The organism is Ensifer sp. GW101-20A05 (genome assembly GCF_059424735.1).
In genome coordinates this window covers 293,268-319,352 of sequence record NZ_JBWKZT010000003.1, presented here as the reverse complement: position 1 = coordinate 319,352, position 26,085 = coordinate 293,268, and the positions used below count along the sequence as shown (strand labels likewise).

The window sequence follows — 26,085 nt, the reverse complement described above, 5'->3', positions numbered from 1 at the left end:
GGGTTCAATCGCGCTCCTACAGCGCCGCGCGACTGATCAGACGCGCAAAGGTTGCTGTAACACTTTGATTTGCTGCATGTCTTTGTCCTTGATCGAGGTCGATTTAAGGAGACATGCAGCGACTAAAAGCCCGCCTTTAGCGGGAAAGCCGCGACATCAGCTGCGCGGTATAATCGACCATCGGCACGATGCGGGAGTAGTTGAGCCGCGTCGGTCCGATGACGCCGACCGCGCCGACAATGCGATCCTCGCCATCGCGATAGGGCGCGACGATCAGCGAGGAGCCGGAGAGCGAGAAGAGCTTGTTTTCCGAGCCGATGAAGATCCGGACGCCCGGACCGCTCTCGGCAAGATCGAGCAGCTCGATCAGGCTGTCCTTCTTTTCGAGGTCGTCGAAGAGCATGCGCAGCCGATCGATATCCTCGGCCCCCTCCAGCCCTTCGAGCAGGTTGGCACGGCCGCGCACGATCAACCGCGCCGGCTTCTCGTCGCCTTCATTGCCCGACCAGATGGCGAGACCGCGCTCGACGAGGTCTTGCGACAGCGCGTCGAGTTCGCCGCGCACCGTCTGCTTCACCGTTTCAAGCTGGGTGCGCACCTCTCCGATCGTCTGGCCGGCAAGATGGGCGTTAAGGAAATTCGCGGCTTCGGTGAGCTGCGAGCTGGTGACCCCGGCGGGTAGTTCGATGATGCGGTTTTCCACCTGGTCGTGCTCGCCGACGAGAACGGCCAGCGCCTTGGTCGGCGCCAGGCGAATGAACTCGACATGCTTCAGTACGGGATCGGCCTTGGCGGTGATGACGAGGCCGGCCCCGCGTGACATGCCTGACAGCATCTGGCTGGCTTCGGTCAGCAGCGCATCGACCGGCTGCATATGATCATCGCGCCGCACCTGACGGTCGATCGACGCCCGGTCCTCGACCGAGAGATTGCCGACCTGCATGAAGGCATCGACGAAGAAGCGCAGCCCCGTCTGGGTGGGCAGACGGCCAGCGCTGACATGCGGCGAGTAGATGAGACCGAGATCTTCGAGATCGCTCATCACATTGCGAACGGAAGCGGGAGAGAGCGACATCGGCAGGAGCCGCGACAGATTGCGCGAGCCGAGCGGCTCGCCGCTCGTCAGATAGGTTTCCACGATGCGACGGAAAATTTCGCCCGAGCGCTCATCCAGCGCGGCTGCGATTTCCTTTGCTCCGGGATTGCGCAGTACCATGTCACTCCACACTCGCAGGCACATCCTGCCGTGCCCGGAATATAATGATCCTGCCGCCCGATGGCAAAAGGGAAAAATCGACTGGTCCCCCGGCTATCCACCGGTTCCCTTTGCCTGCGCCATGCTCTAGAAGGCTGACGAGATACGATAGGAGTTGACGATGCGGCCATCCGGCAGAAAAACCGACCAAATGCGCAAGGTTTCTTTCGAGCGCAATTTTTCCAAGCACGCGGAAGGCTCCTGTCTGGTGCGGTTCGGCGACACGCACGTGCTGTGCACCGCCAGCCTTGAGGAAAAGGTTCCGGCCTGGCTGCGCAACGGCGGCAAGGGTTGGGTGACGGCGGAATACGGCATGCTGCCGCGCGCCACCGGCGAGCGCATGAAGCGTGAGGCGGCAAACGGCAAGCAGAGCGGCCGCACCCAGGAAATCCAGCGCCTGATCGGCCGGTCGCTGCGCGCCGTCGTCGACCTTCCGGCGCTCGGCGAGCGCCAGATCTCGATCGACTGCGACGTCATTCAGGCCGATGGCGGCACGCGCACGGCCTCGATCACCGGTGCCTGGATCGCTCTCTACGATTGCCTGAAGTGGATGGAAGCGCGCAACATGGTCAAGGTCGAGAAGGTCCTGAAGGACCATGTCGCCGCCATCTCCTGCGGCATCTTCGCCAACCAGTCCGTGATCGACCTCGATTACCTCGAAGATTCCGCCGCCGAGACCGACGCCAACTTCGTCATGACCGGCTCCGGCGGCATCGTTGAAATCCAGGGCACGGCCGAAGGCAAGCCGTTCTCGGAAGAGGAATTCGCAAGCCTGATGGGCTTGGCAAAGAACGGCATTGCCGAACTGGTCGCGCTGCAGAAGCAGGCGATTGCAGGCTGACCACAGGAGAAAAGATGGCCCCGGCACTGGAAGGCATACTCGAGACTGCGCTCTACGCGACCGATCTCGATGCCGCCGAGGCCTTCTACGGCGGCGTTCTCGGCCTTGAGAAGATCACCCGCGCTGGAAACCGGCACGTGTTCTTCCGCTGCGGCCAAGGCGTGCTTTTGATCTTCAATCCGGCCGAGACGGTGAAACCGCCAGCGCCGGACGCCGCCCTGCCGGTGCCACCGCATGGCACGACCGGCCGGGGACACATGTGCTTTCGCGTGCGCGCCGAGACGCTCGACGCCTGGAAAGCGAAACTGGAAGCGGCCGGTATCAAGATCGAAAGCGATCTGCGCTGGCCGAACGGCGCGCGGTCGTTCTACTTCCGCGATCCGGCCGGCAACAGCCTTGAATGTGCGGAGCCGGGCCTCTGGTCCATCGAATGAATATGAAACGAGATACCATGCGCAAACTCGACAACAAGACGCTGATCGTCGCCAGCCACAATGCCGGCAAGATCCGCGAAATCCGCGATCTCATCGGCCCGCTCGGCTTCGAGGCGAAGTCGGCGGCGGACCTCAATTTCATCGAGCCCGACGAAACCGGCACCACCTTCGAGGAGAACGCCACCATCAAGGCGCTCGCCTCCGCCAAGGCCTCGGGTCTGCCGGCGCTTTCGGACGATTCCGGTCTTTCAATCGACGCACTCGACGGCGCGCCCGGCGTCTATACCGCCAACTGGGCCGAGCGCGAGGACGGCAGCCGTGATTTCGCCATGGCGATGGAGAAGGTCGAAAACGCACTGCAGGAAAAGGGCGCAACGACGCCCTCCGAGCGCGCCGCCCGCTTCGTCTCGGTGCTCTGCCTTGCCTGGCCGGACGGCCATGTCGAGCTCTTCCGTGGCGAGGTCGAAGGCTTCGTGGTCTGGCCGCCGCGCGGCAGCCAGGGTTTTGGCTACGATCCGGTCTTCCAGCCGAAGGGCTACGAGACCACTTTCGGCGAAATGAGCGCCGACGAGAAACACGGTTGGAAGCCGGGCGATGCGCAGGCCCTGTCGCACCGCGCCCGCGCCTTCAAGATTTTTGCCGAGACCTGCCTCGGAGCCTGATCTGAGCGGGATGAGGAAAAGTGTGTGCGGTTTCCCGCCCGCATCCCGCTCCCTACTGAAAGTGACCATGAGAGACGCAACGATGCAGACGGCCACGCTATCGGCGATTGGTGACGGCATGGACCCCGGTTTCGGGGTCTATGTACACTGGCCGTTCTGCGCGGCCAAATGCCCCTATTGCGACTTCAACAGCCATGTGCGCCACCAGCCCGTGGACCAGCCGCGTTTCGTTGCCGCTTTCCTGAAGGAGATGGAAGAGGTGCGTGAGCTCTCAGGTCCGCGCACCGTCACCAGCATCTTCATGGGCGGCGGCACGCCGTCGCTGATGGAGCCCTCGACGGTGGACGCGATCCTCCAGGGTATCGCTCGCCATTGGCACGTGCCCGACGGCATCGAGATCACCATGGAAGCCAACCCTTCGAGTGTCGAGGCGACGCGCTTCCACGGCTATCGTGCTGCTGGCGTCAACCGCGTCTCGCTCGGCGTCCAGGCGCTGAACGACCGCGACCTCAAATTCCTGGGGCGGCTGCACAATGTCGAAGACGCGCTGAAGGCGATCCGGCTGGCGCGCGAGATCTTCCCGCGCATGTCCTTCGACCTGATCTATGCCCGCCCGAACCAGACGGTCGAAGAGTGGGAGCGCGAGTTGAAGGAGGCCGTCTCCTACGCGGTCGATCACCTGTCGCTCTACCAGCTGACAATCGAAGAGGGCACGCCCTTCTACGGCCTGCACAAGGCCGGAAAGCTCATCGTTCCGGACGGCGAACAATCGGCCGTGCTCTACGAGGCAACGCAGGCGATCACGGCATCGATCGGCATGCCGGCCTACGAGGTCTCCAACCACGCCCGTCCGGGTGCTGAAAGCCGGCACAACCTGACCTACTGGCGCTATGGCGACTATGCGGGTATTGGCCCCGGCGCACACGGGCGCCTCGGCATCGGCGGCGGCAAGGTCGCGACGGCCACCGAACGCAAGCCCGAGGAATGGCTGCGCCTCGTCGAGACCTACGGCCACGGCATGGTCGAACGCGAGGCGCTCGACCTCGAAGCGCAGTCGGATGAACTGCTGCTAATGGGCCTGCGCCTCAAGGAAGGTGTCGACCTTGCCCGCTGGCAGACCCTTTCCGGCCGCGATCCGGACCCGGAGCGCGAACAGTTCCTGATCGACAACGGCTTCATCGAGCGGCTCGGCAATTCGCGCCTGCGCTGCACGCCGGCCGGAATGCTGATCCTCGACGCCGTGGTGGCCGACCTCGCTTGCCCCTGAGGCAGCAGGCGGTCTTCGCCGGCTACAGACTCAATCGAACGTTTCACCGGAGAGCGGTGTCGCCCGCATCGAGGCGCGCTCCTCGAACACGTCAAACCAGCGTGTCAGCGTCGGGCGGTTACGGAACGATGGCAGGTTGCGAAATGCCATCCAGGAGAGCGCCGTCGCCAGCGCGATCTGGCCGATATCAACGGCCGCCTCGGGCTCCAGCGTGCGCTCCAGCCAATCGTAGGTCTCCTCGATCTTCTCTTCATACCCCTTGGCGAGTTCCGGAAAACGCAAGTGCTCCGGCCGACGCTCCCATTCCCAGCGAAGACCGATGCCGGTCTGGGCGAGGACCTGCGCCACAGACTGCATGCGCAGCGCCCGCCAGCGCGGTTCGCCGCTTTCCGGGATCAGCTTGCGTCCATCCTGCAGCGTGTCGAGATAGGCGCAGATGACGTCGCTGTCGAAGATCGGTTCCTGCCCCTCGCGCAACAGCACCGGCACCTTGCCAAGCGGGTTTTCGGCATAGACTTCGTCGTTGCGCCGAGTCGGGCTGGTCTCGTGGTGGATGACCTTCAGCCGTTCGGCGAGACCGGCCTCGTGGGCGAAGACGAGCGCCTTGCGGGCGAAGGGGGAGTGGGTCTGATAGTAGAGGATCATGTTTGCCTCGCGGGATCTGGCGTGAATGCCTGTTCCCGTGAAGAGATATTGCATCGCAGCCGATAAAGGCGCTCTGTTTTACCGGCAGCGCTGCAAGTTTGTTTCGCGAACCGCTACTTCATCGGATCGCCTTTCAGCCGGTTGAGTTCAATGCCCTTTGCGACCAAGCGGGCCACATGGGCGTCGTCGACGTCGTCCGTGGCGCGCAGGCGGATATAGGCCATGTCACCCTTGCCGCCGCCCTTTTCCAGGCGCGGATCGAGATCGAGCATCTCCGCCCCACGCCAGAAGCCGAAGGTCACGTGATCCTTTGCTCCCTTCAGGAGGCAGACTGCGCCGCCGGCCTCGTAGATGGGGTGGCCCCACTTCACGATATCGGTGAGCCCGCCTGCGGCAATGAGCGCTGCGTGCAGACGTTTTGCCACGTCTCCCGGAACCCCGGAAAGGCCGGCAATGTAATCTTCGACAGTCCTGGTCATGATCGACTTTCACTTGTTCGGTTGGAAGGCAGTTTTCAGTTCTTGAATGGGATCAGGCTGCGCAGGCGCGAATCTCGGAGCCACAGGCCGCCCCAGGCGATGACGCCCAGGTAGAAACCGAAGAACAGATGGCTGAAGAGTGGACTGCCGGCCCGAAGATGCGTCGCCATGGCGCCGCCGAGATAACCGGTCAGCAGAATGGCGCCGAGGATCGAGGTCCGCGGGATCACGTAGAGCACGGTGCAGAGCAGCGTGAGCACCCCGAGCAGACGCGCCAGGTTTTGATCTGCCGAGTAACCAAGCGCCAAGATGGTTTCGGTAACGACCTGAAGCGGCACGAGCTTGATGACGGCATCGAAGACCAGGAAGGCGACGAGCACGCCACTGAGGACGCGGCCGAGGATGACGGATTTGGCAGTCGGGGCGGAAATGGCAAGGCTGGTATTCACTGGGATTTCTCCTTGGATCTCGTTTTCAGTCCAAGGACGAAGCAAGGCGGCCCGCCCCGACAGCCGCCTCGTGGCTTTTTCATCTTTTTTTGACGACGGCGTCTTCGACGCCCGGCTCCTCGTCGAGCTTGTCGAGTTGCATGCGGATATAGGCGCATTCGGCGGCGTTGGTCGCAAGCGCGATGGCATGATCAAAAGCGACGCGTGCCTCGCGGACCTTGCCGAGCTGCTTCAGGAGGTGGCCGCTGAGGCCGTGGAAATAGAAGTAGCCAGACAGTTTGCCGGCCAGCGGCTCGATCATGGCGAGTGCCGCCTCCGGACCGTCACGCTTCGAGACGGCAACGGCCCGGTTGAGGGTAATCACCGGCGAGGGCTGCAGCCGTTCGAGCGCTTGGTACAGCAGGTCGATCTGCGCCCAGTCGGTGTCTTCAGGGCGTTCCGCCCGCGCATGCAGGGCAGCGATCGCGGCCTGGATCTGATAGGCGCCGGGCTGGCGGTGGCGCATCGCCCTGTCGATCAGCGCCAGCGCCTCATCAATCAGTGGGCGGTTCCACAATCCGCGATCCTGGTCTTCGAGCAGGATGACGGCGCCATCGGCATCGAAACGGGCGCGCGCGCGGGAATGCTGTATCATCATCAGCGCCGTCAGCCCCATGATCTCCGGTTCCGCGGGAAAAAGCTCCAGCAGCAGACGCCCGAGCCGGATCGCCTCCTCGCAGAGATCGGCCGAGACGCTTTCCGGGCCGTTCATCGCCGAATAGCCTTCGTTGAAGACGAGATAGATCATCGTTGCGACGGCGGCGAGCCGGTCGGCACGATCGGCAACATCGGGCGTTTCGAAAGCAAGGCCGGCCGCCGCGACGCGGGACTTGGCGCGGGTGATGCGCTGCTCCATCGCCGCTTCGCTGACGAGAAAGGCGCGGGCAATCTGCTTGACCGAAAGGCCCGAGACGATGCGCAGAGCCAGCGCGATCTGCTGGGTTGCCGGCAGAGCCGGGTTGCTGCAGACGAACAGCAGCCGAAGAATGTCGTCGCGATATTGCGAGCCATCCAGCCGGTCGGCGAGATTGCTCTCCTGATCCTCGAGATCGGAGAGCATTTCCTCCGGTGGCAGCGCCGTCTCGCGGGACTGGCGCCGGACCTTGTCGATGCCGCTGTTGCGGCCGACGAAGATCAGCCACGCCGCAGGATCGCGCGGCGGGCCACTCTTCGGCCAGGTCTTCAAAGCCCGGATGCAAGCCTCCTGGAACGCTTCCTCGGCCGTATCGAGATTACGGAAATAGCGCAGCAATGCGCCCACTGCCTGCGGCCGGGCTGAAACGAGTGCGAGGTCTATCCAGGCTGTGTCTGTCATGAAGCAAGCTCACTGGGTTTGTAGATGGCAAGGGGTCGGATTTCGTAGGAGCCGGCCGCCGGGTTGGCAGAACTCAGATCACGAGCAAATTCGAGTGCTTCGTCCATAGACGCGCAGTCGACGACATAGAAGCCGAGCAACTGTTCCTTGGTTTCGGCGAAAGGGCCGTCGGTGACGATCGTCTCGCTGTGAGTGTGCCGAAGCGTCGTCGCCGTTGTCGTTGGCATCAGGCGGGCCACCGGCCCAAGTTTTCCGGCTTCAGCATATTTGCTCTGTACGGCCGCCAAGTCACGCATGACCTTATCATCCTGCTCCTTGCTCCACTCACTGGTGACATTTTCGTTGTTGTAGCAAAACACGGCGTAAAGCATCGGAACTCCTGCTCCTGAAACAAAGACGGTGGCGGCAAGGAATAGCCGACAACCCAGCTGAAAAAAACAGGGCCGGTGGTGCTTTCGCCCACCGGCCCGCAATGCGTGTAAGAAGGGAACGCTCAGACGTTCTCGCGGCACTCTAACTTGGGGTCGACGGCCGGCCGAGAAAAGAGGCGAAGAAGTCGCCCGTCGATTGCTGCCAGACCCGCTGCAATCAGCGCCATGCCGAGAAAGTGCTTGGGCTCCAGCGTCTCGCCCAGGAACGTCGCGCCAAGCAGAATGGCGCTGACCGGGATCAGGAAGGTGACGAGCATCAGGTTGGTGACTCCAGCCGTTTCCAGGATGCGGAAGAACAGGACATAAGCGAGCGCCGTGGAGACCAGAGCAATGCCGACGATTGCGGCCCAGACGTCGAGGCCGGGCATCGTAAGCGTCCAGGGATGATCGACGAGCAGCGACAGCGGCACCAGCATGATGCTGGCAGCAGAGACCTGGCCGGTGGCCGTCACGATCGGTGCCACGCCCATGCGCTTGAAGCGGCGGGCAAAGACACCGGCGAGCGAATAGGAGAGCGCCGCACCGAGAACGGCAAGCTGAGCAACAAGGTTCGAGCCGAGCCCGCCGAGTGCCGCCGGACCAATCATCATGGCAACGCCCAGGAAACCGACGACCACGCCGGCGAAGCGGTTGACGGTCAGCTTCTCGTCATCGGTCAGCAGATGCGCGACGATCACGCCGAAAAGCGGCGTGGTGGCGTTGAGGATCGAGGCGAGGCCGCTGGCGATATGCGTCTGCCCCCAGACGATGAGCGAAAAGGGGATGAGATTGTTGAGCAGCCCCATGCCGAAGAACGCCAGCCACACACGCGGGTCCCGCGGCATCGACAGTCCCGCAAGGCGCAGGAAAACGAGCAGTGCGACCGCCGCGAGGCTGACCCTCAGCGCCACGATCGTAAATGGCGGCAGCGCCTTGACGGCGATACCGATGAAGAAGAAGGAGCCGCCCCAGAGGAGAGAGAGCATGATCAACATGCCCCATTCCCGCGCTCCCATGACCTTGGCCTGAACCGGCTGCACCATCGCGAAAACCCTCATTTGTTTATCTGACTAAATCGAAACGGTGTTGACCGTCGTGAATTTATGCCATTATTCTCAGCATATTACGCTTCGGACAAACGATCATTTCTCGCTGGATGATTGAGTTTGGTTAAACCATGACCACATCCCTTCCCTCCCTTGCATCGCTTCGCGCCTTCGAGGCGACGGCGCGTCATTCAAGCGTCACCAAGGCCGCGCACGAACTCAACGTCACGCCGGGCGCCGTCAGCCTGCAGGTGCGGGAGCTGGAGCAGACGCTGGGTGTAACGCTCTTCGAACGAAGGCCCAGGCAACTGGTTCTGACGGAAGACGGCAGCCTCTATTTCGCAACGCTCCGACGTGCCTTCCGCATGATGCGGGAGGCAACCGAGGAGCTGACGGCGCGCAAACGTGCGCCGGTGCTGACGGTGAGCTGCACGCCGACCTTCGCCGCGCAATGGCTGGTGCCGCGCATCGGCGCCTTCGAACAGAAGGTGCCTGGCATCGACGTCCGCATCAGCACCACGAACCGGCTGACGGATTTTAACAGTGACGGCGTCGACGTCGCCATCCGGCATGGGCTCGGCCGGTATGACGGTCTGGTCAGCGAACGGCTGATCGACGACGACCCGGTTCCGGTCATCCATCCGGCGCTTCGGGCCAAACTGCCGCTCGACACGCCCAGCGACCTCGCCCGCCATGCGCTGTTGCACGACGTGCACCGCCAGGACTGGCGGCTGTGGCTGGATGCGGCAGGGGCCGAAGGGGTGGATCCCGGGCGCGGGCCGGTCTTCGTCAACAGCAACGGCGCCATCGAGGCGGCCAAGGCCGGCGACGGGGTCGCCCTGGTGCGCCTGTCGCTCGTGGCGCGGGAGCTTGCGGAAGGCCTGCTGGTTGCCCCCTTCCCGGAGGGAGTGATGACCGGCCTTGCCTATCACCTCGTCTATCCGCCGGCCGCTCTCGACCGACCGCCTGTCGTCGCCTTTCGCAGCTGGATCATCGCGGAGGCCCGCACATCGCAGGTCGTCGAGGACCAGCCGATCAGGCCGTCTCAGCGACCGACGTTGAAGGCGGTGCGTTAGCCCAAACGAAAAAAGGCCCGGAAAACCGGGCCTTTTCTTTGAAACAGTCAGCTGCGACTATTCGTTGATCAGACGCTTCAGAAGCTCGATCTCGTGGCTGAGTTTGGTATCGCCCGAAATCAGCTCTTCGATCTTGCGCACGGCATGCAGCACCGTCGTGTGGTCACGTCCGCCGAAGCGACGGCCGATCTCCGGGAAGGAGCGCGGCGTCAGCGTCTTCGACAGATACATGGCGATCTGGCGCGGCTTGACGATGACGCGGGTGCGACGGTTGGAGACGAGCTCCTGGCGCGAGACGTTATAATGCTTGGCGACGACGCGCTGGATGTCCTCGATCCTCACGCGGCGTGGTTCGCCGGCATTGACGAGGTGGCCGAGCAGTTCATCGACGCGCTCGATCGAAAGCTGCGGCTCGAAGGAACGACGGAACAGAAGCTGGTTGAACGCGCCTTCCAGCTCGCGGCCGCTCGCCGTCACATTGCGGGCGACATGGCTCAGGATATCGCCGGGAATGTCGAGCGATCCATCGTCCTGGCGGGCGACGTCCAGCCGACGCTTCAGCATTTCGAGGCGCATGTCGTAGTCGGGGCCGTCCATCTCGATGGCGACACCGCCCTGGAGACGCGAGCGAACGCGGCTGTCGAGCGATTCCAGTTCCCACGGAGCGCGGTCGGCGGCGACGACGACCTGCTTGGCGGAGTCGAGCAGCATGTTCAAGAGATGGCAGAACTCGTGCTGGATCGACTTACCCTGCAGGAACTGCATGTCGTCGATGATCAGCAGATCGATGTTGCGCAGCGACTCCTTGAGCGACAGCGCATCGTTGTCGCGAATGGCGGTGGCGAAACGCCACATGAAATATTCGGCCGTCAGATAAACGACACGCGGTGCACGCGCGCTCTGCAGCGCCTGGATGGCGATGGCCTGCAGGAGGTGCGTCTTGCCGAGACCGACGCTCGAATGGATGAAGAGCGGGTTGAACCGCACGGCACCGGCGCCGGCTTCCGCGATCGTCCGGGCAGCGGCAAGCGCCACGCGGTTCGAGGAACCCTCGACGAAGCTTTCGAAATTATAGCGCTGGTCGAGCGGCGAGCCGAAAAGCGGCGCCTGGACAGGCCTCTGTACGCTCGCAATCGCCGCTGCGGCAACGGTTGCGACCGGCTGGGCTGCTGCCGGACGGCGCGCCGGTGCGGTTGGAGCCGCTTCGGTCGCCTGCGGCAACACGTCTTCCTGTGTCGTCGGCCGGGCGCCACGGGTCGCGGTGCGCACCAGGATTTCGACCTTCAGAATCTCGCCGTCTTCCTGCTGGAAGAGCGACGTGATGAGATCGAGATAACGATTGTTGATCCAGGACTTCAGGAACGTGGTCGGCACCGAGAGGCGCACGACGCTCTTGGATACGGAATGGAGCTTCAGACGCCCAAACCAGCTCGCAAAGACATCCGGACCGACCTGAGCCTTGAGACGCGCACTTACTCGCTCGAACAGTGCGTCGTGCCTCATGTCGACTTTTTCCCCCGCCGCCTGAGATAGATTGCTTCCGGCTTGGAATGCGTCTCCTTCTTTCTGAAGTGCGCCCGCCGTCACCAAATTCATCTGCATTTTGCCGCCTTCCAGTTCATGTTCAGATGCCGTCATCACTGCCGGCGTCATCTCGTATGTCCGTCGCCCGCGGCGCCCCGAAAGGCCATGCCGCACTCGCCGAACGTCACAGTCGCAGTCGACGCCGGGCTCCTCATCTCCCGCCTCGCTGCGCGCTACGCGCATCCACCAGCCCACCTGTGGCCGGAGATGTCCCCTCGCGCCTCTTGTCAACAATCCTCCGGTGCGCTTCCGCACCGCCTCGGATCCTCCTCCTCGTCAACAGCTCTTCGCACCCTCGTACGAAGCGATGAGCCGCGCGTTGGACCTTTGTCTGCCGGCAGGCGCCGCTTGCACCCGCCGTCACGAGCCAAGCCCCGCCACACAACCATAGGACGAAAACTCCTCACCCGGAGTGGAACGAACCATCCGGTTTTTTCACCTTCGACTTGTCTGATTGAACGACGCGGAGCCGCCCTGATACAAAGGACAGAAACATCGAAACCATTTCTTCGAAATGGCGTCTTCTGCTTCCTTTACAGATGTGGTCCGTGTCCCCTGTGGAGGGCATTTAGGCAGGATCGATGGGCAAGATCAATCGCGATTTTTAAGCAACCTTAGGCACTGACCGTTGACTCTCAGCCTGCCTTTTGCTTGCCGCATTCCGAGTCCGTGAAGAATCGCTTTTGAATCAAGGGTTTTGATTTTTCGCCCTTTGCTTAGCTGGCGAAAAAGAAAAAAAATAAAAAATCGCTTGACTCATTACGGGGTCAGGAGAGCCCCGGCCAGAGACATCCTTTTGATAAGGACCTCCCGTATGTCATTGAATTTATTTCATAAATTTTGTCATCGCATTGACACAACGTAATACCGTCGGATTAACCATCGCGATGACAGAAGTATGAATCCGAAAAGCCCGGCGCAAGGGCCGGGCTTTTCGTCAACAGATTTTTCTTAGCCGGATTAGGCCGAAAGCGACTTCACGCGCTGCGCGAGGCGCGAAACCTTGCGCGATGCAGTGTTGGCGTGCAGGACGCCCTTGGTGGCTGCGCGCATCAGCTCGGGCTGAGCTGCCTTGAGCGCTGCGGCTGCAACTGCCTGATCGCCGGTAGCGATCGCTTCTTCGACCTTGCGGATGAAGTTGCGAACGCGCGAACGACGGGCCTTGTTCACTGCGGTGCGGCGTGCGATCTTGCGGGTCGCCTTTTTCGCCGAAGTTGTATTGGCCATTGGTGCCTCTCTTCGAAAACTGACATGAACTCCGCCCTCGCCGTGCCGGGTCACTGCGACCTGTCATCAAAGCAATTCGGGAATATTTCCGGAAAGCCCAAAATGGCGTTCCAAACTGAGGGCGGCGTATAGCGGGAAACAGCCGCCCCGTCAACGCGCATTTTCTAGAATCTGCGCCGTGCTCTGGCTTAGATCACGATGGTCTTGGGTCTGATCGACCCAAAACCATAAACGTGATCGTTTCTAACAGGCTTGAGCGGGATGCGGGCGGAAAACCGTAAACACTATTCCTCATCCCGCTCTAGCGATGTTTGAACTCCGGCTTACGCTTGGCGACGAAGGCGGCCATGCCTTCTTTCTGGTCTTCGGTCGCAAACAGCGAATGGAAGAGACGCCGCTCGAAACGAAGGCCTTCGGCGAGCGTCAGCTCGAGAGAGCGGTTCACCGCCTCCTTCGCCATCATGACCGCCGGCAGCGAGAAGGATGCGATCTTCTCTGCGGCAGCCAGCGCTTCCTCCATCAATTTCTCCGGCGCCACCACACGCGAAACGAGTCCTGCGCGTTCCGCCTCCGCCGCGTCCATCATGCGGCCGGTCAGAACCAGGTCCATCGCCTTCGCCTTGCCGACGGCGCGCGTTATGCGCTGCGAGCCACCCATGCCGGGAATGACGCCGAGGGTGATTTCGGGCTGGCCGAACTTCGCGGTCTCGGAGGCGATGATGAAGTCACACATCATCGCCAGCTCGCAGCCTCCGCCGAGCGCATAGCCAGAGACAGCGGCGATCACCGGCTTGCGGGCCGCAGCCACCTGGTCCCAGCCGCCAATGAAATCGCCAAGATAGCTGTCGACGAAATCGAGCGCCTGCATCTCCTTGATGTCGGCGCCGGCTGCAAATGCCTTCTCCGAGCCGGTGACGACGACGGCGCCGATCTCCTTGTCGGCATCGAAGGCCTTCAGCGCTGCGGCAAGCTCGCGCATGACGGTCGAATTCAGCGCATTCAGCGCCTGCGGACGGTTGAGCGTCACGAGGCCGACGCGGCCGCGCGTTTCGACCAGCAGCGTTTCGTAGGTCATTCCTGTTTCCTCCGGTTCATCTCCGACGCCAGGCCGCGGACAGCCCGACGTTCATTTCTGGCAATGCGGGCAATAGAAGGTCGACCGGCCCGCCTGCACGATACGGGCGACCGTACCGTTGCAGCCCTGCGTGCGGCAAGCCTCTCCTTCGCGGTCGTAGACGGAGAAGGAGTGCTGGAAGTAACCGAGCGAGCCGTCGGCCTGGATGTGGTCCTTCAGCGACGAGCCGCCAGCCGCAATGGCATCGGTAATCACCTCGCGGATCGCGTCCGTCAGGCGCACCAGGCCATCTTTGGGCTTGCCACGCTTGTCGACGAGTTCGCCCGCGGGCTTCACCGGCGACAGGCTCGAGCGCCAGAGCGCCTCGCAGACATAGATATTGCCGAGACCGGCGATGTTCTTCTGATCGAGCAAGGCCGCCTTCAGCGGCTGCGCCTTGCCGGAAAAGCGTACAGCGAGATAGGCGGCATCGAGCGCGTTTCCGGTCGGCTCCTCGCCAAGCGCGCGAAAATAGGCGTGGCTTGACACCGTGTCGCGGCGGGCAAGATCCATGAAACCGAAACGACGCGGGTCGTTGTAGATCACCCGCACCGGGCCTTCGGCGCCGTCGAGATGAAAGATGACGTGATCGTGCTTCTCGTCCTTGCCGCGCGGATGGTGAAACTCGCCCGGCGTCGCTGCAGCCGGCCCTGCCTCGATGCGGAAGGAACCGGACATACCGAGATGGGCGATGATCACGTCGCCGGCTTCCAGATCGATCATCAGGTACTTCGCCCGCCGTGACAGCGAGACAATGCGCTGGCCGGCAACGGTCGAAGAAAAATTCTCCGGAAACGGGAAGCGCAGGTCCGGACGGCGCAATTCCGCATTGACGATCCGCGCGCCCTCCATGGTCGGCGCCAGGCCGCGCTTGACGGTTTCGACCTCGGGCAACTCCGGCATAAATGCACTCCTACGATCTCAGCCACCGGATGCGGTGGTTGGCATTTCCTTGGCGGCCTTCTTATCCTATAGGGAGTGCGCTATGCCGCAGGCGCGGTCCCGTCCACGAGATAGCGCGGATGGGGCCTTTTCGCTATGGTGCCGGAAAAATTGGTTCAGGTGGAGTTCTTCGTATGACGGATCAGCGCGTATCGGCCGATGGCGGCATGGAAACATCCTTCGGTTTCCGCAATGTCGACGCCGGCGAAAAGCAGCCGCTCGTCAACGACGTCTTCCATAAGGTGGCGAAGCGCTACGACATCATGAACGACGTGATGTCGGCCGGCCTACACCGCGCCTGGAAGGACGCGATGATCGCCGCCCTCAACCCGCCGCGCCGCGAAGACTACAAGGTTCTGGACGTTGCCGGCGGCACCGGCGATATCGCCTTCCGCATCATCGAGGCCTCCGACCGCAAGGCGCATGCGACCGTGCTCGACATCAACGGCTCGATGCTCGCCGTCGGCGCCGAACGGGCGGAGAAGAGGAAGCTTTCCGCCAATCTCGAATTCGTCGAGGCCAATGCCGAGGAACTGCCCTTCGAGGCCAATTCCTTCGACGCCTATACGATCGCCTTCGGCATTCGCAACGTGCCGCGCATCGACGTGGCGCTGAAAGAGGCGCACCGGGTGCTGAAGCGCGGCGGTCGCCTGCTGGTACTGGAATTCTCCGAAGTGGAGATGCCGCTGCTCGATCGCTTCTATGATGCCTGGTCGTTCAACGCGATCCCGAAATTCGGCAAGCTGATCACCGGCGACGAGGCGCCCTACCAGTATCTGGTGGAATCGATCCGCAAGTTCCCGAACCAGCGCAACTTCGCGACGATGATCAAGGAGGCCGGCTTCTCACGCGTCTCCTTCACCAATTACACCGGCGGCATCGCAGCGCTGCATTCCGGCTGGAAAATCTGAACCCGATGAGCACGCCTGGAACATATGTCCGCCTTGCGCGGATCGGGTGGGTTCTCGTGCGCGAAGGCGTCGTCTCAGCCGTCCCAACCGAGCATCTGCCGTCGTTTGCCCGTTTCGCCCAGAAGGCGGCAGGACTTCTGGCGCGCCGCAGGGTGCCGGGCGAGGAACGCAGCGACCGCTTGTCACGCGCGGTCGCCCGCCTCGGGCCCTCCTATGTCAAGATCGGTCAGTTCCTGGCGACGCGCCCGGATGTCGTCGGCGCAGAGTTCGCGGCCGACCTGTCGCTCTTGCAGGACAGCATGGCGACCTTCCCGCAGAGCGAGGCGAAGGCCGCAATCGAAGGTTCGCTCGGCCGCAAGGTCGAGGACCTCTACGCCGAGCTCTCCGAACCGATGGCGGCCGCCTCGATCGCGCAGGTGCATCCGGCCATCGTGCTTCGCGACGGCAAGCCCGAAAAGGTCGCCGTCAAGGTCATCCGCCCCGGCGTGCGCCAGCGTTTCGCCTCCGATATCGAGGCGATGTATCTCGTCAGCCATATGCAGGAACGGTTCCTGCCCTATACGCGCCGGCTGAAGCCGGTCGAGGTCACCAAGACTCTGGAGCAGACGACGAAGATCGAAATGGACCTTCGTCTGGAGGCCGCCGCCCTTTCCGAGCTTGGCGAAAACACCAAGGACGATTCCGGCTTCCGCGTGCCGAAAGTCGATTGGGAACGGACCGGGCGCGACGTCGTCACGATGGAATGGATCGACGGCGTCAAGATGTCGGATATCGAGGGGTTGCAGGCCGCCGGACACGACCTCAACGAGCTTGCCGAGACGCTTATTCAGTCCTTCCTGCGCCACACGCTGCGCGACGGCTTCTTCCATGCCGACATGCACCAGGGCAATCTCTTCGTCGACGATGCCGGCCATATCGTCGCCGTCGACATGGGCATCGTCGGCCGTCTCGGCAAGAAAGAGCGCCGGTTCCTGGCGGAAATCCTCTTCGGCTTCATTACCCGTGACTACCAGCGCGTCGCCGACGTGCACTTCGAGGCGGGCTATGTGCCTTCGCATCACGACGCCGCGAGCTTCGCCCAGGCGATCCGCGCGATCGGCGAGCCGATCCACGGCCAGCCGGCCGAAACCATTTCGATGGCGAAGCTCTTGACGCTGCTCTTCGAGGTCACTGAACTCTTCGACATGCAGACGCGCCCCGAGCTCGTCATGCTGCAGAAGACCATGGTGGTCGTCGAAGGTGTGGCCCGCACGCTCAATCCGCGCTTCAACATGTGGAAGGCTTCGGAACCGGTCGTCGGCAAATGGATTCGCGACAATCTCGGACCGAAGCGCATCGTCACGGATCTGCGCGACGGCCTGCACGCGGCGCTCCGGCTCGCCGAGGCCGCCCCCGAGATCGCCGCCCGCACGGAAAAATTCTCCAGCGAGATCATGGCGATGAGCGAGAACGGCCTGCGCTTCGACGCCGAGACGGCGCACGCGATCGGCAAGGCGGAGGCCCGGCATACCCGTTCAGGCCGCGTCGCCCTCTGGCTGATCGCCGCCACGCTCGTCTATATCGCCTGGCAGGTCACCTGATCGCGGCGCGCAGAGCGTTCTGCGCGTTCTGCGGACTTGCCTTTCCACTTGCGCTTGTTATTCTTCCGCCATGGACAATCGCTCGACAATCGCAATGGTGCTTTGCACGCATACCCCAGGGGTGTGCGGGAGACCTGTTGCGCTGATTTAAGCGAAATGTCCCCCACCAACCCTGCCGAGGCGAGCAGGGTCGGGTCCTGTTTCCTCGGCGCAAAGAGAGGAAACAATGACCGAAACACACGCTCCTCCTGAAACCAAGATCCGCGCGGCGCGCATCGTCGACTGGGAGGCGGTCGCCGCCTTGATGAGCCAGCCAGGCATCCGATCTGGAACACTCCGACTGCCCTTTTCCACCCCGGAACAAACGCGCAAGTGGATCGAGACAAGATCGGACGACGACACGGTCATCGTTGCCGAACGCGACGGGCATATAGTCGGCATGGCCGGCCTGCACCGCAGCAAGGGACGTCGTCAGCATTCGGCTGCCCTTGGCATCAGCGTCGATGACAATCACCGTGGCGAAGGCATCGGTAAGGCACTGCTTACGGCTTTGATCGATGCCGCCGACAACTGGCTGGGCATCAGCCGCATCGAGCTCACGGTCTTCACCGACAACGAGTCTGCGATCGCACTCTACCGCAAGGCGGGTTTCGAGATGGAGGGCACACACAGGGCCTATGCGCTCAGGAACGGCGCATTGGCCGACGTCTTCGCGATGGCGCGCATCCGCACTCCTAGCGGATCGCGCGCTGCCTGACGGGCGGCAATGCGCCGATCGGCACCGGTCATGGCCGGGTTCGCAGCCCCCTTGGCAGCAGCCGGCCATGACCATGTTCCATCCGGAACTGCGCGCTTATCCGCGATGTGAGACCTTCTTCTCATGGATGACGAAGCGATCATCCCAACCAATCCAGAGGAGAGACCATCATGCGCAAGATCATCATCGCAGCCGTTGTTGCCGTTACCGCCGCCGTCTCCTTTGCCGCCCCGTCGCAGGCCGGCGGTTTCTCGATCGGCTTCAGCAATGGCCACTACGGTCATGGCTGGGGTGGGCATGTCGGCTATGTCGGCGACTACTACGGCGGCCCCTATTATTACGAAGACGAACCGTACTGCTTCCTCAAGAAGGTCAAGCGCTACGACCACTACGGCAACGTCTACTTCAAGAAAATTCGCATCTGCCGCTGATGCACTCAAGAAGGGCGAGGGGCAAAAGCCCGGTCGGTTTTCCGGTCGGGCTTTTCCGTTCGGCCTGCCTTCGCCATTCGCCGACGGTCAATTCGATTCCGCTTCGAGTAAAACTGTAGTAGCTCCAGTTCCTGGTCATTCTGAATTCCACATCGAGGAGAACCGGTCATGGATCTTGGTATTGCTGGAAAGCGCGCGCTGGTGCTCGGCGGCAGCAAGGGATTGGGCCGCGGCATTGCCGAGGCGCTGGCAAGCGAAGGCGTCATCGTTGCGCTGACCGGTCGCGATGCCGCATCGGCGGCCAAGGTCGCAAGCGACATCGGCCCGTCGGCGCGGGGCTACGCGCTCGACCTCTCGAAACCCGATATGCTCGACCGCCTGCTGGATCGGCTCGAAGCCGATTTCGGCGCGATCGACATTCTGGTGCTGAATGGCGGCGGACCGCCGCCCTCGCCGGCCTCGGCGATCGAGCCCGATTTCTGGCGGGCGCAATTCGAAACCATGGTGCTGGCCGGCATGCGCATCACCGGACGGCTGCTGCCCGGCATGCGGGAACGCCGGTTCGGACGCATCATCGCCGTCGCCTCCACCAGCATCCGCGAGCCGATCGTCGGGCTCACCGCCTCGAATGCGCTCAGAAGCGCTGTTGCAGGCTGGCTGAAGACACTTGCCGGCGAGGTCGCAGCCGAGGGCGTGACCGTCAACCTGCTTCTTCCAGGGCGGCTTGCCACCGACCGCACGCTCAGCTTCGACCGGATGGATGCCGAAAGCGAGGGCGTCGATATCGCCACGGTCGCGGCGCGCAGCCAGCAGGAGATCCCGCTTGGGCGCTACGGCACGCCGGCGGAATTCGGCGCGGCCGCGGCCTTCCTCGCCAGCCGCCAAGCAAGCTACATCACCGGCGTCGCGTTGCCCGTCGACGGCGGTCTCAGCCGCTCGATGCTCTAGGGCCGTTCAGGACAGCGTCCGTCCACGGATGGTGTGATTATCCGTCAGATCACACCTCGCTTCTGGTACCCATCACCTCCGGGCTGATGACCAGGTGGAATGCAATCGGCTCGCCGTGGCCCTGAAGCCTCAGCAATCGACCACGGTCGCGAATGCTATGAGCAGATCCAGGTCGAACGGCAACGCATTCATATTTCCCCTTTTCATCATTCATACATTTAATTTCCAAATGGATGGCCCGCCACCTACGGTCGGCGTCCAGGGCGCCATGCCGGGCGCGGGACAGGTTCGGCAAGACGCGCATCTTGCGCCCTTGAAAAGGTCACGGGCCGGCTCAAGTAAGCACGAGATTGCAAAGAGCGAGAGCGGCACGAAAGCGCGGCCAATTCCGGGCTTCCACGTCTCGCCCTTAACCGGAACCACTGCGATCGGTCGGCCTGTTCGACCGGTCGGCATGATCGGAAAGACCAAATGCGACCAAGACTATTCGGCTCGCTGGTCGGCGCATCGATCGCCGCCTTCAGCCTTTCACCCGCAGCCGTGGGGGCCTCCATGCTCGAAACCCAACTGATTTCTGCTGCCGAGGCCGGTGATACGGACAAGGTCAAATCGCTGCTGCAACAGGGCGCAAGCATCGAGACCCGTGATGCCAGCGGCGCCACGGCCCTTCTCGTCGCCACCCACGAAAACCGCGTCGATGCGGCACGCGCGCTGATCGAGGCCGGCGCCGACGTCAACGCCAAGGACAAGATCCAGGACAGTCCTTACCTCTACGCCGGCGCACGTGGCCATCTCGAAATCATGAAGCTGACGCTGGCCCATGGCGCCGACCTCAAGAGCACGAACCGCTATGGCGGCACGGCGCTCATTCCGGCCGCCGAGCGCGGCCATGTCGAGACCGTCAAGGCGCTGATCGAAGCCGGCGTCGATATCAACCACGTCAATCGCCTCGGCTGGACAGCGCTGCTTGAGGCGATCATCCTTGGCACCGGCGGCGAAAAGCACACCGAGATCGTGCGGCTGCTGATCAAGGCCGGCGCCGACGTCAACCTCGCCGATGGCGAAGGCGTCAGCCCGCTGAGCCACGCGCGCCAGCGCGGCTACGGCAGCATTGAAACGCTGCTGGTCGACGCCGGCGCGCGTTAGAAAGAACTCCCATGAACCAGGAACAGACCTATCTGGCCGAGGCGGTAACGCTTGCCCGCCGCAACATCGAGGATGGCGGACGGCCCTTCGGCGCTGTCGTCGTCAAGGACGGCGAGATCGTCGGCCGCGGCGTCAACGAGATGCTGTCGACCGGGGACCCGACTTCGCATGCGGAACTCAACGCATTGCGTGCCGCCGCCCGGACGCTCCGCTCCCCGCGGCTCGAAGGTGCTGCCGTCTATGCCAGTGGACAGCCCTGCCCGATGTGCCTTGCGGCCATGCGCATGGCCGGGATCACCGAGATCGCCTATGCGAACTCGAACGCCGATGCCGAATCTTTCGGCCTGTCGACAGCGGCGATCTACGCGGAACTGGCAAAACCGCTTGCCGAGCAGGCCATGCGCTTCCGCCATGTACCGGTCGACGATTCCGACACAACACCGCTCTACGTGACCTGGCAGGAGCGGCAGGGGAACGAATAGCCGGCAGGTGAAACAGCCCTGAGGCGGCCACGGCCGGTGGCCGCCTTGCATTTTCGTTCAGACCACGGCCGAGTGGGAAACCGACGCCCTCAGCCGACAGGGACAGATTGCCGCTGGATAGCTGCCCACTTGCCGAGTACACGCGACGGATGTAATCGCAAAGGGAGTCTTCTTCCTTACTCCCGTCGCTCGACATTCCCACGGAAACCGAGCGCTCCCAGCCTGCAGGTGCCCGTGATGAATGCCTATTCCGAAAAAGCGGGTCGCCGTGTTGCGCTGCTTCTCATCGCGGGTTCCGGCGTGGTGACGATCGCGAAGGGCATGAGCCTGACCTTCCTCGCGATCCGCCTGCAGCGTGATTTTGGCCTCAGCCCCGCAGGCATCGGCGCTCTCATCGGCGCCGGCCCGCTGCTCGGCGCAATCGTCAGCCCCTTTGCCGGCACGCTGTCCGATCGCATCGGCCGAAAAGGGGTGCTGACCGCAGCGCTTTTCATGGCCGGGCTGGCGCTGGCGGGGCTCGGACTGGCGCAATCGATCGCCGCCTTCGCGCTGGCGCACATCGTGTCTGCCGTCGCAGCCGCCGTCTACGAACCGGTTGCGCGTGCCTTGATGAGCGATGCAGCGCCTGAGCATCTGCGCCTTAAAGTCTTCTCCTGGCGTTATCTCGCCATCAATGCCGGCTGGGCCATCGGGCCGCTGATCGGCGTCTGGGTCGGTGCTGCCTATTCGACGCTGTTCGTCAGCGCCGGCGTCATGCACGCAGCCTTCGGCCTGGTGCTCTTCTTGAACGTGCCCGAAGCCGGCAACAGGCAGATGATCCAAACCAAAGGGGCAACACAGGCTGCCGGTGGCTGGCGCGGGCTTGTTGCCGCCCTGCGCGACCGAAGGCTGGTATTCTTCGTCATCGGCGGCACGCTGCTCTTGGCCGTTCATGGTCAATGGTCGGTGACCTTGTCGCAGTATCTCAACACCGGCTTTGCGGATGGCGTCACCCTCTTCGCGCTCCTGGTTTCGACCAATGCCGCAACGGTGCTGATCGCCAGCACGCCTGCCCGCTTCGTCATCGAACGGATCGGCGCGCTGCCGGCACTGTCACTCGGCTGCCTCTTGTTTCTGCTTGGCGAAGTCGGTTTTGCGGCCTCGTCCGGAATGGAAATGCTCGTCGCCTCGATGATCCTCTTCACCATCGGCGAGGTGCTCGTCGTGCCCTCGGAATATGTGCTGGTCGATGGTATCTCCGATGCCGGCAATCGCGGCACCTATTTCGGCGCCCATTCGCTCTCGACGGTCGGGAACTTCCTTGGGCCACTGATCGGCGGCCTGGCACTCGGCACCATCGGCGGCGCCGGCATGTTCCTGCTGTTTGCATTTCTTTCGGCGGCAAGCGCGCTTCTGTTTGCGATCGGCCACTCCATGCCGCCGCCGCGCCCTGAGACCGCGCGCGCCGATGCGTCCGACGGTGGCGCCATTAGCGGCGATCTCCTGCGGCTGGGTCAATTCGCCTAGCGCCGTTATCCTCCCGTCGCAGGCGCCGACGAGGCGTTGATCTGCTGTTGCACCCGTTCGAGCGGCCCCGGCGCCAACGCCGCTGGCGGCTGATACGGATTGGAGAAGGCATAGATCAGAAACAGAATGATGCCCGTGTACGCGCCGAAGAGGCAGAGCAGCAGCAGATTGCGCCGCATTGGCGGGAAGGAATAATAGGCGAGCGCGATGAAGATGACGCCGGAGAGTGCCGCGAACCAGAAGATACTGTCGATCGAGTCCGCGACATTGCTTTCCCGCTTGGTCCGGCTTTGCGAGATGTCGTGCAGCCGCTCCAGCATCTGGCTGCGCAGGCTCTCCTGGCGCTTGTCGGCCGGGACCAGGTTCAGCACGTGCTGATAGGCGCGATCCCAGTGCACCCAAGCCTGTGGTGAAAGACGTCCCTTGTCCGCCAGTGACTGCCATTCACCATCGATCACCTCGGCCGCATAGGCGGAGATCGCCTGCTGGATCGGCGCCTTGACGGCTTCACCGTAACGTTCGGCGTCGTAGAAGATGTCAGCGGTCGCCCCGGCTTCGGTAGCCATCTCGTATTTGAGCTGCTGGTACTCGACCATCTCCTGCGCAAAGACCAGCGCGAGGATCAAGCCATGCAGCGCCGAAATGCGAAAGATGACCAAACTGGCAAGTTCCTTTTCGTGCCCTTCCGCCTCGCCGCCCATGATCAGCCGCATTGCAAAGTAGGACGCGAGCGTCAGGGCGACCGTGCCGAAGACGAATAAGGCACCGAGCAACATCTCGACGATCATTTTCCCCTCCGCCGGCCGCCGATAACATCGGCAATTCTGAGCGTCGAGGCCTGGAAACACAACGCCTCGCTTTATTAGCAAATGCACGCAACAGCTGTCTTGCCTGCAGGCAAACCGCTATGTTTGCAGCCGCCGCCACCATTTCGACATTGCCAACCCGTAAGCGCCGCGCCGAAACAGGAGTAAAAACAACATCATGACCGCCCCAAGCGAACAGACAGTCCTCAAGCAATCGATCGCGGCCACCGTCGTCGTCGGGGTGACGGGCGTGATCTTCGGTCTGCTTTCGGGCTCGGTTTCCATCGTCTTCGACGGCGTGTTCTCGGCCGTCGATGCCTCCATGACCGTGCTTGCGCTCGGCGTGACGCAACTGATCCCGAAGCAGAGCAAGCGGTTCCAGATGGGTTTCTGGCATATCGAGCCCATGGTGCTGCTCTTCAATGCCGGGCTGCTGACGCTGCTTTCCTTCTACGCGATGGTCAACGCCGTCGGATCGCTCCTGTCGGGTGGCAACCATCTCGCCTTCGACTGGGCGATTGCCTATGCCGCCGTCGTCGTGGTGATCTGCCTCGTCATGTTTTTCTACATTCGCCGGGCAAACCGGCCGATCGGCTCGGAGTTCCTGGCGCTCGACGTGCGTGCCTGGGCGATGTCCGGTGCGATCACCTCGGCCCTGCTCGTCGCCTTCGTGATCGCCGCGGCGTTGAAGGGTACGGCTTACGAACACTGGACGCCCTATGTCGACCCGGCGATCCTGATCGTGCTGACGCTCTGCCTTATTCCGCTGCCGATCCGCACGGTCTTCCAGGCATTGAAGGAGATCTTCCTGGTCGCGCCTGCCGAACTCGACGAGCGCGTGCGTCAGGCGGCGGCAAATGCGGTCGCGCGCCACGGCTTTGCCGACTATCGCACCTATGTCGCCAAGGTCGGGCGCTCCAAGACGATCGAGGTCTATCTTATCGGAACGCCGGAAACCAAGGTCGGCACCCTCGCCGAACTCGACCGGATCCGCGCCGAGGTCGGCGAGGAGATCGGCGATCCCGGCCACGACCGCTGGCTGACGATCGCCTTTACCGGCGAAGCGCGCTGGGCTGAGTAATCTTCCCCCGTCAGGAAAGCTCGATCCGCCTGTTGATGCCGATCGCCTCCAGGAAGGCGTGGTCGTGGCTGACGACGAGCAGCGCGCCGTCATAGGCTCTGAGACCCGCCTCGACCGCCTCGACGGATTCGATATCCAGATGGTTGGTCGGCTCGTCGAGGATCAAGAGCTGCGGTGGGCTGCTGCCGCCGAGCACGCAGGCAAGCCCTGCACGCAGCATCTGGCCGCCGCTGAGGCTCGAAACGACCTGCAAGGCCGCGTCTGCCCGGAACATGAAACGGGCGAGCGCCGCGCGGCAGTCGTTCTCGCTGGCGTCAGGATTAAGTTGCCGGAAATTGTCACGGATCGAAAGACGGGGATCGATCAGGCTCACCTGCTGGTCGAGCATGGCGTATTCGACCAGGACACGCACATTGCCGGACCATGGCTTGAGATCACCGGTCAACAGCGACAGCAGCGTCGTCTTGCCCGAGCCGTTGCGGCCGGTGAGTGCTACGCGCTCGGGGCCGACGATCGAGAGCGACAGCCGGTCGATCACTGGCGTTCGCGGCTGATAACCCGCAGTGACGGCATCGACCTGCAGCACGCCCCGGCCGGCGGGCAGGCCGGTCGCAGGCAGGCGGACGGTCAGCGGCTGCAGGATTTCGATGCGTTCGCGTGCCTCGGCCACATCGCCGATCGCAGAATCGCGGCGGCGCTCGGCAAGACGGGCATTGTCGCCGCCCGTCTTCTCGCTGCGCTCCTTCCTCGCATCGAGCAGCAGCAGCGGCTCATCCCCCTTGGCCCGCTTACGGCGGCCTGACGCGTCCTTGCGCGCCTTGCGCTCGGCTATCTCTTGCGTTTTTCGTTGGACCTCGGCCAGACGGCGCTCCGCGTCGGCGAGATCGTGACGGGCCGACGCGAGCTCGATCGCCTTGCGCTCGCGGTAGTGGCTCCAGTTGCCGCCATAGGTCGTGGCGCCGAGCGATGTCAGCTCGACGATCGCATCCATCGTCTCCAGGAGTTCGCGGTCATGGCTGACGACGATGGCGCCGCCGCGCCAGCCCGCCATCAACGCGGCAACGGCAGCCCGCCCCTCGCGGTCGAGATTGTTGGTGGGTTCGTCGAGCAGGATGAAATCCGGTTCCTGGAAGACGAGGGCGGCAAGCTTCACGCGGGTCATCTGCCCGCCGGAAAGTGCTGCAAGGCGCGTCCCCGCCGACGCCTCCAGACCGACGCGCGCAAGTGCTGCCTCCAGCCGGGATTCGAGCGTCCAGTCGGCCGCGGCAAGCTCGTCCATGCTGGCCAGCCCTTCTTCCGCACGCTTGAGGACGCCAAGCGCATCGCGGATGCCAAACAGGTCGGCGACGGTTTCATTGTCCGCGACCTGGACGGTCTGGCTGAGCATGCCGAGGCTGCCCGTGACCGTAACCTTGCCGGCCTGCGGCGCGAGTGAACCTTCGATCAGCCGCAGGAGCGTCGACTTGCCGACGCCGTTGCGGCCGACGAGACCGGTGCGCAAAGCACCAAAGCTCAGGTCGAGATTGGAAAAGAGGCTTCGGCCCTCAGGCGTGGACCACGAAAGTTGGGAGAGTGAAATCGAAGCAGGCATGGATACGGTTTTCCCTGATGGCAAGACGGTTCGGCTTGGCGGTCAGGGTGAAATCCATCGA

27 protein-coding genes are annotated in these 26,085 nt (G+C 63.0%); 14 read left to right on the top strand and 13 right to left on the bottom strand.

Features of this window, described 5'->3' with window-relative positions:
* Nucleotides 1-136 precede the first annotated feature (136 nt).
* Nucleotides 137-1,216: a heat-inducible transcriptional repressor HrcA gene (gene hrcA, locus AC070A_RS10785; protein WP_057247986.1), complete on the bottom strand. Its 1,080-nt coding sequence runs from the start codon at nucleotides 1,214-1,216 to the stop codon at nucleotides 137-139.
* Nucleotides 1,217-1,376: 160 nt separating this feature from the next.
* Here hrcA and rph point away from each other — a divergent pair, with 160 nt between their 5' ends.
* The 4 genes from rph to hemW all read left to right on the top strand — a co-directional run bounded on the left by rph (nucleotide 1,377) and on the right by hemW (nucleotide 4,459).
* Nucleotides 1,377-2,096, top strand: coding sequence for a ribonuclease PH (gene rph, locus AC070A_RS10780; RefSeq protein WP_057247985.1), 720 nt, complete (start codon nucleotides 1,377-1,379; stop codon nucleotides 2,094-2,096).
* Nucleotides 2,097-2,110: 14 nt separating this feature from the next.
* A complete protein-coding gene (locus AC070A_RS10775; protein ID WP_057247984.1) occupies nucleotides 2,111-2,530 on the top strand; it encodes a VOC family protein in 420 nt (139 codons plus the stop codon).
* Nucleotides 2,531-2,547: 17 nt separating this feature from the next.
* Nucleotides 2,548-3,192: an RdgB/HAM1 family non-canonical purine NTP pyrophosphatase gene (rdgB, locus tag AC070A_RS10770; protein WP_057247983.1), complete on the top strand. Its 645-nt coding sequence runs from the start codon at nucleotides 2,548-2,550 to the stop codon at nucleotides 3,190-3,192.
* Between the two features lie 82 nt (nucleotides 3,193-3,274).
* A complete protein-coding gene (hemW, locus tag AC070A_RS10765) occupies nucleotides 3,275-4,459 on the top strand; it encodes a radical SAM family heme chaperone HemW (protein ID WP_057247982.1) in 1,185 nt (394 codons plus the stop codon).
* Between the two features lie 30 nt (nucleotides 4,460-4,489).
* Here hemW and AC070A_RS10760 read toward each other — a convergent pair whose 3' ends face one another.
* The 6 genes from AC070A_RS10760 to AC070A_RS10735 form a co-directional block, all read right to left on the bottom strand.
* Nucleotides 4,490-5,104: a glutathione S-transferase family protein gene (locus AC070A_RS10760; RefSeq protein ID WP_058323673.1), complete on the bottom strand. Its 615-nt coding sequence runs from the start codon at nucleotides 5,102-5,104 to the stop codon at nucleotides 4,490-4,492.
* Nucleotides 5,105-5,217: 113 nt separating this feature from the next.
* Complete coding sequence (locus tag AC070A_RS10755) at nucleotides 5,218-5,583, bottom strand: DUF1801 domain-containing protein (RefSeq protein ID WP_057247980.1); 366 nt, start codon at nucleotides 5,581-5,583, stop codon at nucleotides 5,218-5,220.
* 35 nt (nucleotides 5,584-5,618) lie between these two features.
* Nucleotides 5,619-6,032, bottom strand: a complete 414-nt coding sequence (locus AC070A_RS10750; protein WP_244495504.1) for a DoxX family protein — start codon at nucleotides 6,030-6,032, stop codon at nucleotides 5,619-5,621.
* Nucleotides 6,033-6,111: 79 nt separating this feature from the next.
* Nucleotides 6,112-7,386, bottom strand: coding sequence for an RNA polymerase sigma factor (locus AC070A_RS10745; RefSeq protein WP_058323675.1), 1,275 nt, complete (start codon nucleotides 7,384-7,386; stop codon nucleotides 6,112-6,114).
* On the bottom strand, nucleotides 7,383-7,757 hold the full coding sequence (locus AC070A_RS10740; protein WP_057247978.1) for a YciI family protein: 375 nt from the start codon (nucleotides 7,755-7,757) through the stop codon (nucleotides 7,383-7,385). The genes AC070A_RS10745 and AC070A_RS10740 overlap by 4 nt, the downstream gene beginning before the upstream one ends.
* 122 nt (nucleotides 7,758-7,879) lie before the next feature.
* Nucleotides 7,880-8,812 (bottom strand): DMT family transporter, encoded by a 933-nt coding sequence (locus AC070A_RS10735; RefSeq protein ID WP_057248247.1) that lies wholly within the window; start codon nucleotides 8,810-8,812, stop codon nucleotides 7,880-7,882.
* 161 nt (nucleotides 8,813-8,973) lie between these two features.
* On the opposite strand from AC070A_RS10735, the gene gcvA reads away from it, so the two are divergent.
* On the top strand, nucleotides 8,974-9,918 hold the full coding sequence (gene gcvA, locus AC070A_RS10730) for a transcriptional regulator GcvA (RefSeq protein WP_057247977.1): 945 nt from the start codon (nucleotides 8,974-8,976) through the stop codon (nucleotides 9,916-9,918).
* A 57-nt stretch (nucleotides 9,919-9,975) separates the two neighbouring features.
* Here the strand turns inward: gcvA and dnaA are convergent, their stop codons facing one another.
* From dnaA to mutM, 4 genes are all read right to left on the bottom strand, one after another.
* Nucleotides 9,976-11,421, bottom strand: coding sequence for a chromosomal replication initiator protein DnaA (dnaA, locus tag AC070A_RS10725; protein ID WP_057248246.1), 1,446 nt, complete (start codon nucleotides 11,419-11,421; stop codon nucleotides 9,976-9,978).
* A 1,041-nt stretch (nucleotides 11,422-12,462) separates the two neighbouring features.
* Nucleotides 12,463-12,729: a 30S ribosomal protein S20 gene (rpsT, locus tag AC070A_RS10720; protein ID WP_034797494.1), complete on the bottom strand. Its 267-nt coding sequence runs from the start codon at nucleotides 12,727-12,729 to the stop codon at nucleotides 12,463-12,465.
* A gap of 301 nt (nucleotides 12,730-13,030) precedes the next feature.
* Nucleotides 13,031-13,804, bottom strand: coding sequence for an enoyl-CoA hydratase (locus AC070A_RS10715; protein ID WP_057247976.1), 774 nt, complete (start codon nucleotides 13,802-13,804; stop codon nucleotides 13,031-13,033).
* Nucleotides 13,805-13,855: 51 nt separating this feature from the next.
* Nucleotides 13,856-14,746: a bifunctional DNA-formamidopyrimidine glycosylase/DNA-(apurinic or apyrimidinic site) lyase gene (gene mutM / locus AC070A_RS10710; protein WP_057247975.1), complete on the bottom strand. Its 891-nt coding sequence runs from the start codon at nucleotides 14,744-14,746 to the stop codon at nucleotides 13,856-13,858.
* Between the two features lie 173 nt (nucleotides 14,747-14,919).
* Here mutM and ubiE point away from each other — a divergent pair, with 173 nt between their 5' ends.
* The 8 genes from ubiE to AC070A_RS10670 all read left to right on the top strand — a co-directional run bounded on the left by ubiE (nucleotide 14,920) and on the right by AC070A_RS10670 (nucleotide 22,546).
* Nucleotides 14,920-15,696 carry a bifunctional demethylmenaquinone methyltransferase/2-methoxy-6-polyprenyl-1,4-benzoquinol methylase UbiE gene (gene ubiE, locus AC070A_RS10705; protein ID WP_057247974.1) on the top strand — a complete coding sequence of 259 codons (777 nt, stop codon included), beginning with the start codon at nucleotides 14,920-14,922 and terminating at the stop codon, nucleotides 15,694-15,696.
* A gap of 5 nt (nucleotides 15,697-15,701) precedes the next feature.
* The gene (ubiB, locus tag AC070A_RS10700; RefSeq protein WP_057247973.1) at nucleotides 15,702-17,276 is read left to right on the top strand and encodes a 2-polyprenylphenol 6-hydroxylase; all 1,575 of its coding nucleotides are present in this window, start codon (nucleotides 15,702-15,704) and stop codon (nucleotides 17,274-17,276) included.
* 226 nt (nucleotides 17,277-17,502) lie between these two features.
* On the top strand, nucleotides 17,503-18,033 hold the full coding sequence (locus AC070A_RS10695) for a GNAT family N-acetyltransferase (protein ID WP_057247972.1): 531 nt from the start codon (nucleotides 17,503-17,505) through the stop codon (nucleotides 18,031-18,033).
* Between the two features lie 170 nt (nucleotides 18,034-18,203).
* On the top strand, nucleotides 18,204-18,464 hold the full coding sequence (locus tag AC070A_RS10690; RefSeq protein WP_057247971.1) for a hypothetical protein: 261 nt from the start codon (nucleotides 18,204-18,206) through the stop codon (nucleotides 18,462-18,464).
* Between the two features lie 168 nt (nucleotides 18,465-18,632).
* Nucleotides 18,633-19,412, top strand: coding sequence for an SDR family oxidoreductase (locus AC070A_RS10685; RefSeq protein WP_113479346.1), 780 nt, complete (start codon nucleotides 18,633-18,635; stop codon nucleotides 19,410-19,412).
* 552 nt (nucleotides 19,413-19,964) lie between these two features.
* A complete protein-coding gene (locus tag AC070A_RS10680; RefSeq protein WP_057248245.1) occupies nucleotides 19,965-20,558 on the top strand; it encodes an ankyrin repeat domain-containing protein in 594 nt (197 codons plus the stop codon).
* Nucleotides 20,559-20,569: 11 nt separating this feature from the next.
* The gene (locus AC070A_RS10675) at nucleotides 20,570-21,040 is read left to right on the top strand and encodes a nucleoside deaminase (RefSeq protein ID WP_057247969.1); all 471 of its coding nucleotides are present in this window, start codon (nucleotides 20,570-20,572) and stop codon (nucleotides 21,038-21,040) included.
* A 237-nt stretch (nucleotides 21,041-21,277) separates the two neighbouring features.
* A complete protein-coding gene (locus AC070A_RS10670) occupies nucleotides 21,278-22,546 on the top strand; it encodes an MFS transporter (protein WP_210334375.1) in 1,269 nt (422 codons plus the stop codon).
* A gap of 5 nt (nucleotides 22,547-22,551) precedes the next feature.
* Here the strand turns inward: AC070A_RS10670 and AC070A_RS10665 are convergent, their stop codons facing one another.
* Nucleotides 22,552-23,334 (bottom strand): bestrophin-like domain, encoded by a 783-nt coding sequence (locus AC070A_RS10665; RefSeq protein WP_057247967.1) that lies wholly within the window; start codon nucleotides 23,332-23,334, stop codon nucleotides 22,552-22,554.
* A gap of 196 nt (nucleotides 23,335-23,530) precedes the next feature.
* On the opposite strand from AC070A_RS10665, the gene AC070A_RS10660 reads away from it, so the two are divergent.
* A complete protein-coding gene (locus AC070A_RS10660) occupies nucleotides 23,531-24,433 on the top strand; it encodes a cation diffusion facilitator family transporter (RefSeq protein WP_057247966.1) in 903 nt (300 codons plus the stop codon).
* 10 nt (nucleotides 24,434-24,443) lie between these two features.
* Here the strand turns inward: AC070A_RS10660 and AC070A_RS10655 are convergent, their stop codons facing one another.
* Complete coding sequence (locus tag AC070A_RS10655) at nucleotides 24,444-26,024, bottom strand: ABC-F family ATP-binding cassette domain-containing protein (protein ID WP_057247965.1); 1,581 nt, start codon at nucleotides 26,022-26,024, stop codon at nucleotides 24,444-24,446.
* Between the last annotated feature and the right edge of the window lie 61 nt (nucleotides 26,025-26,085).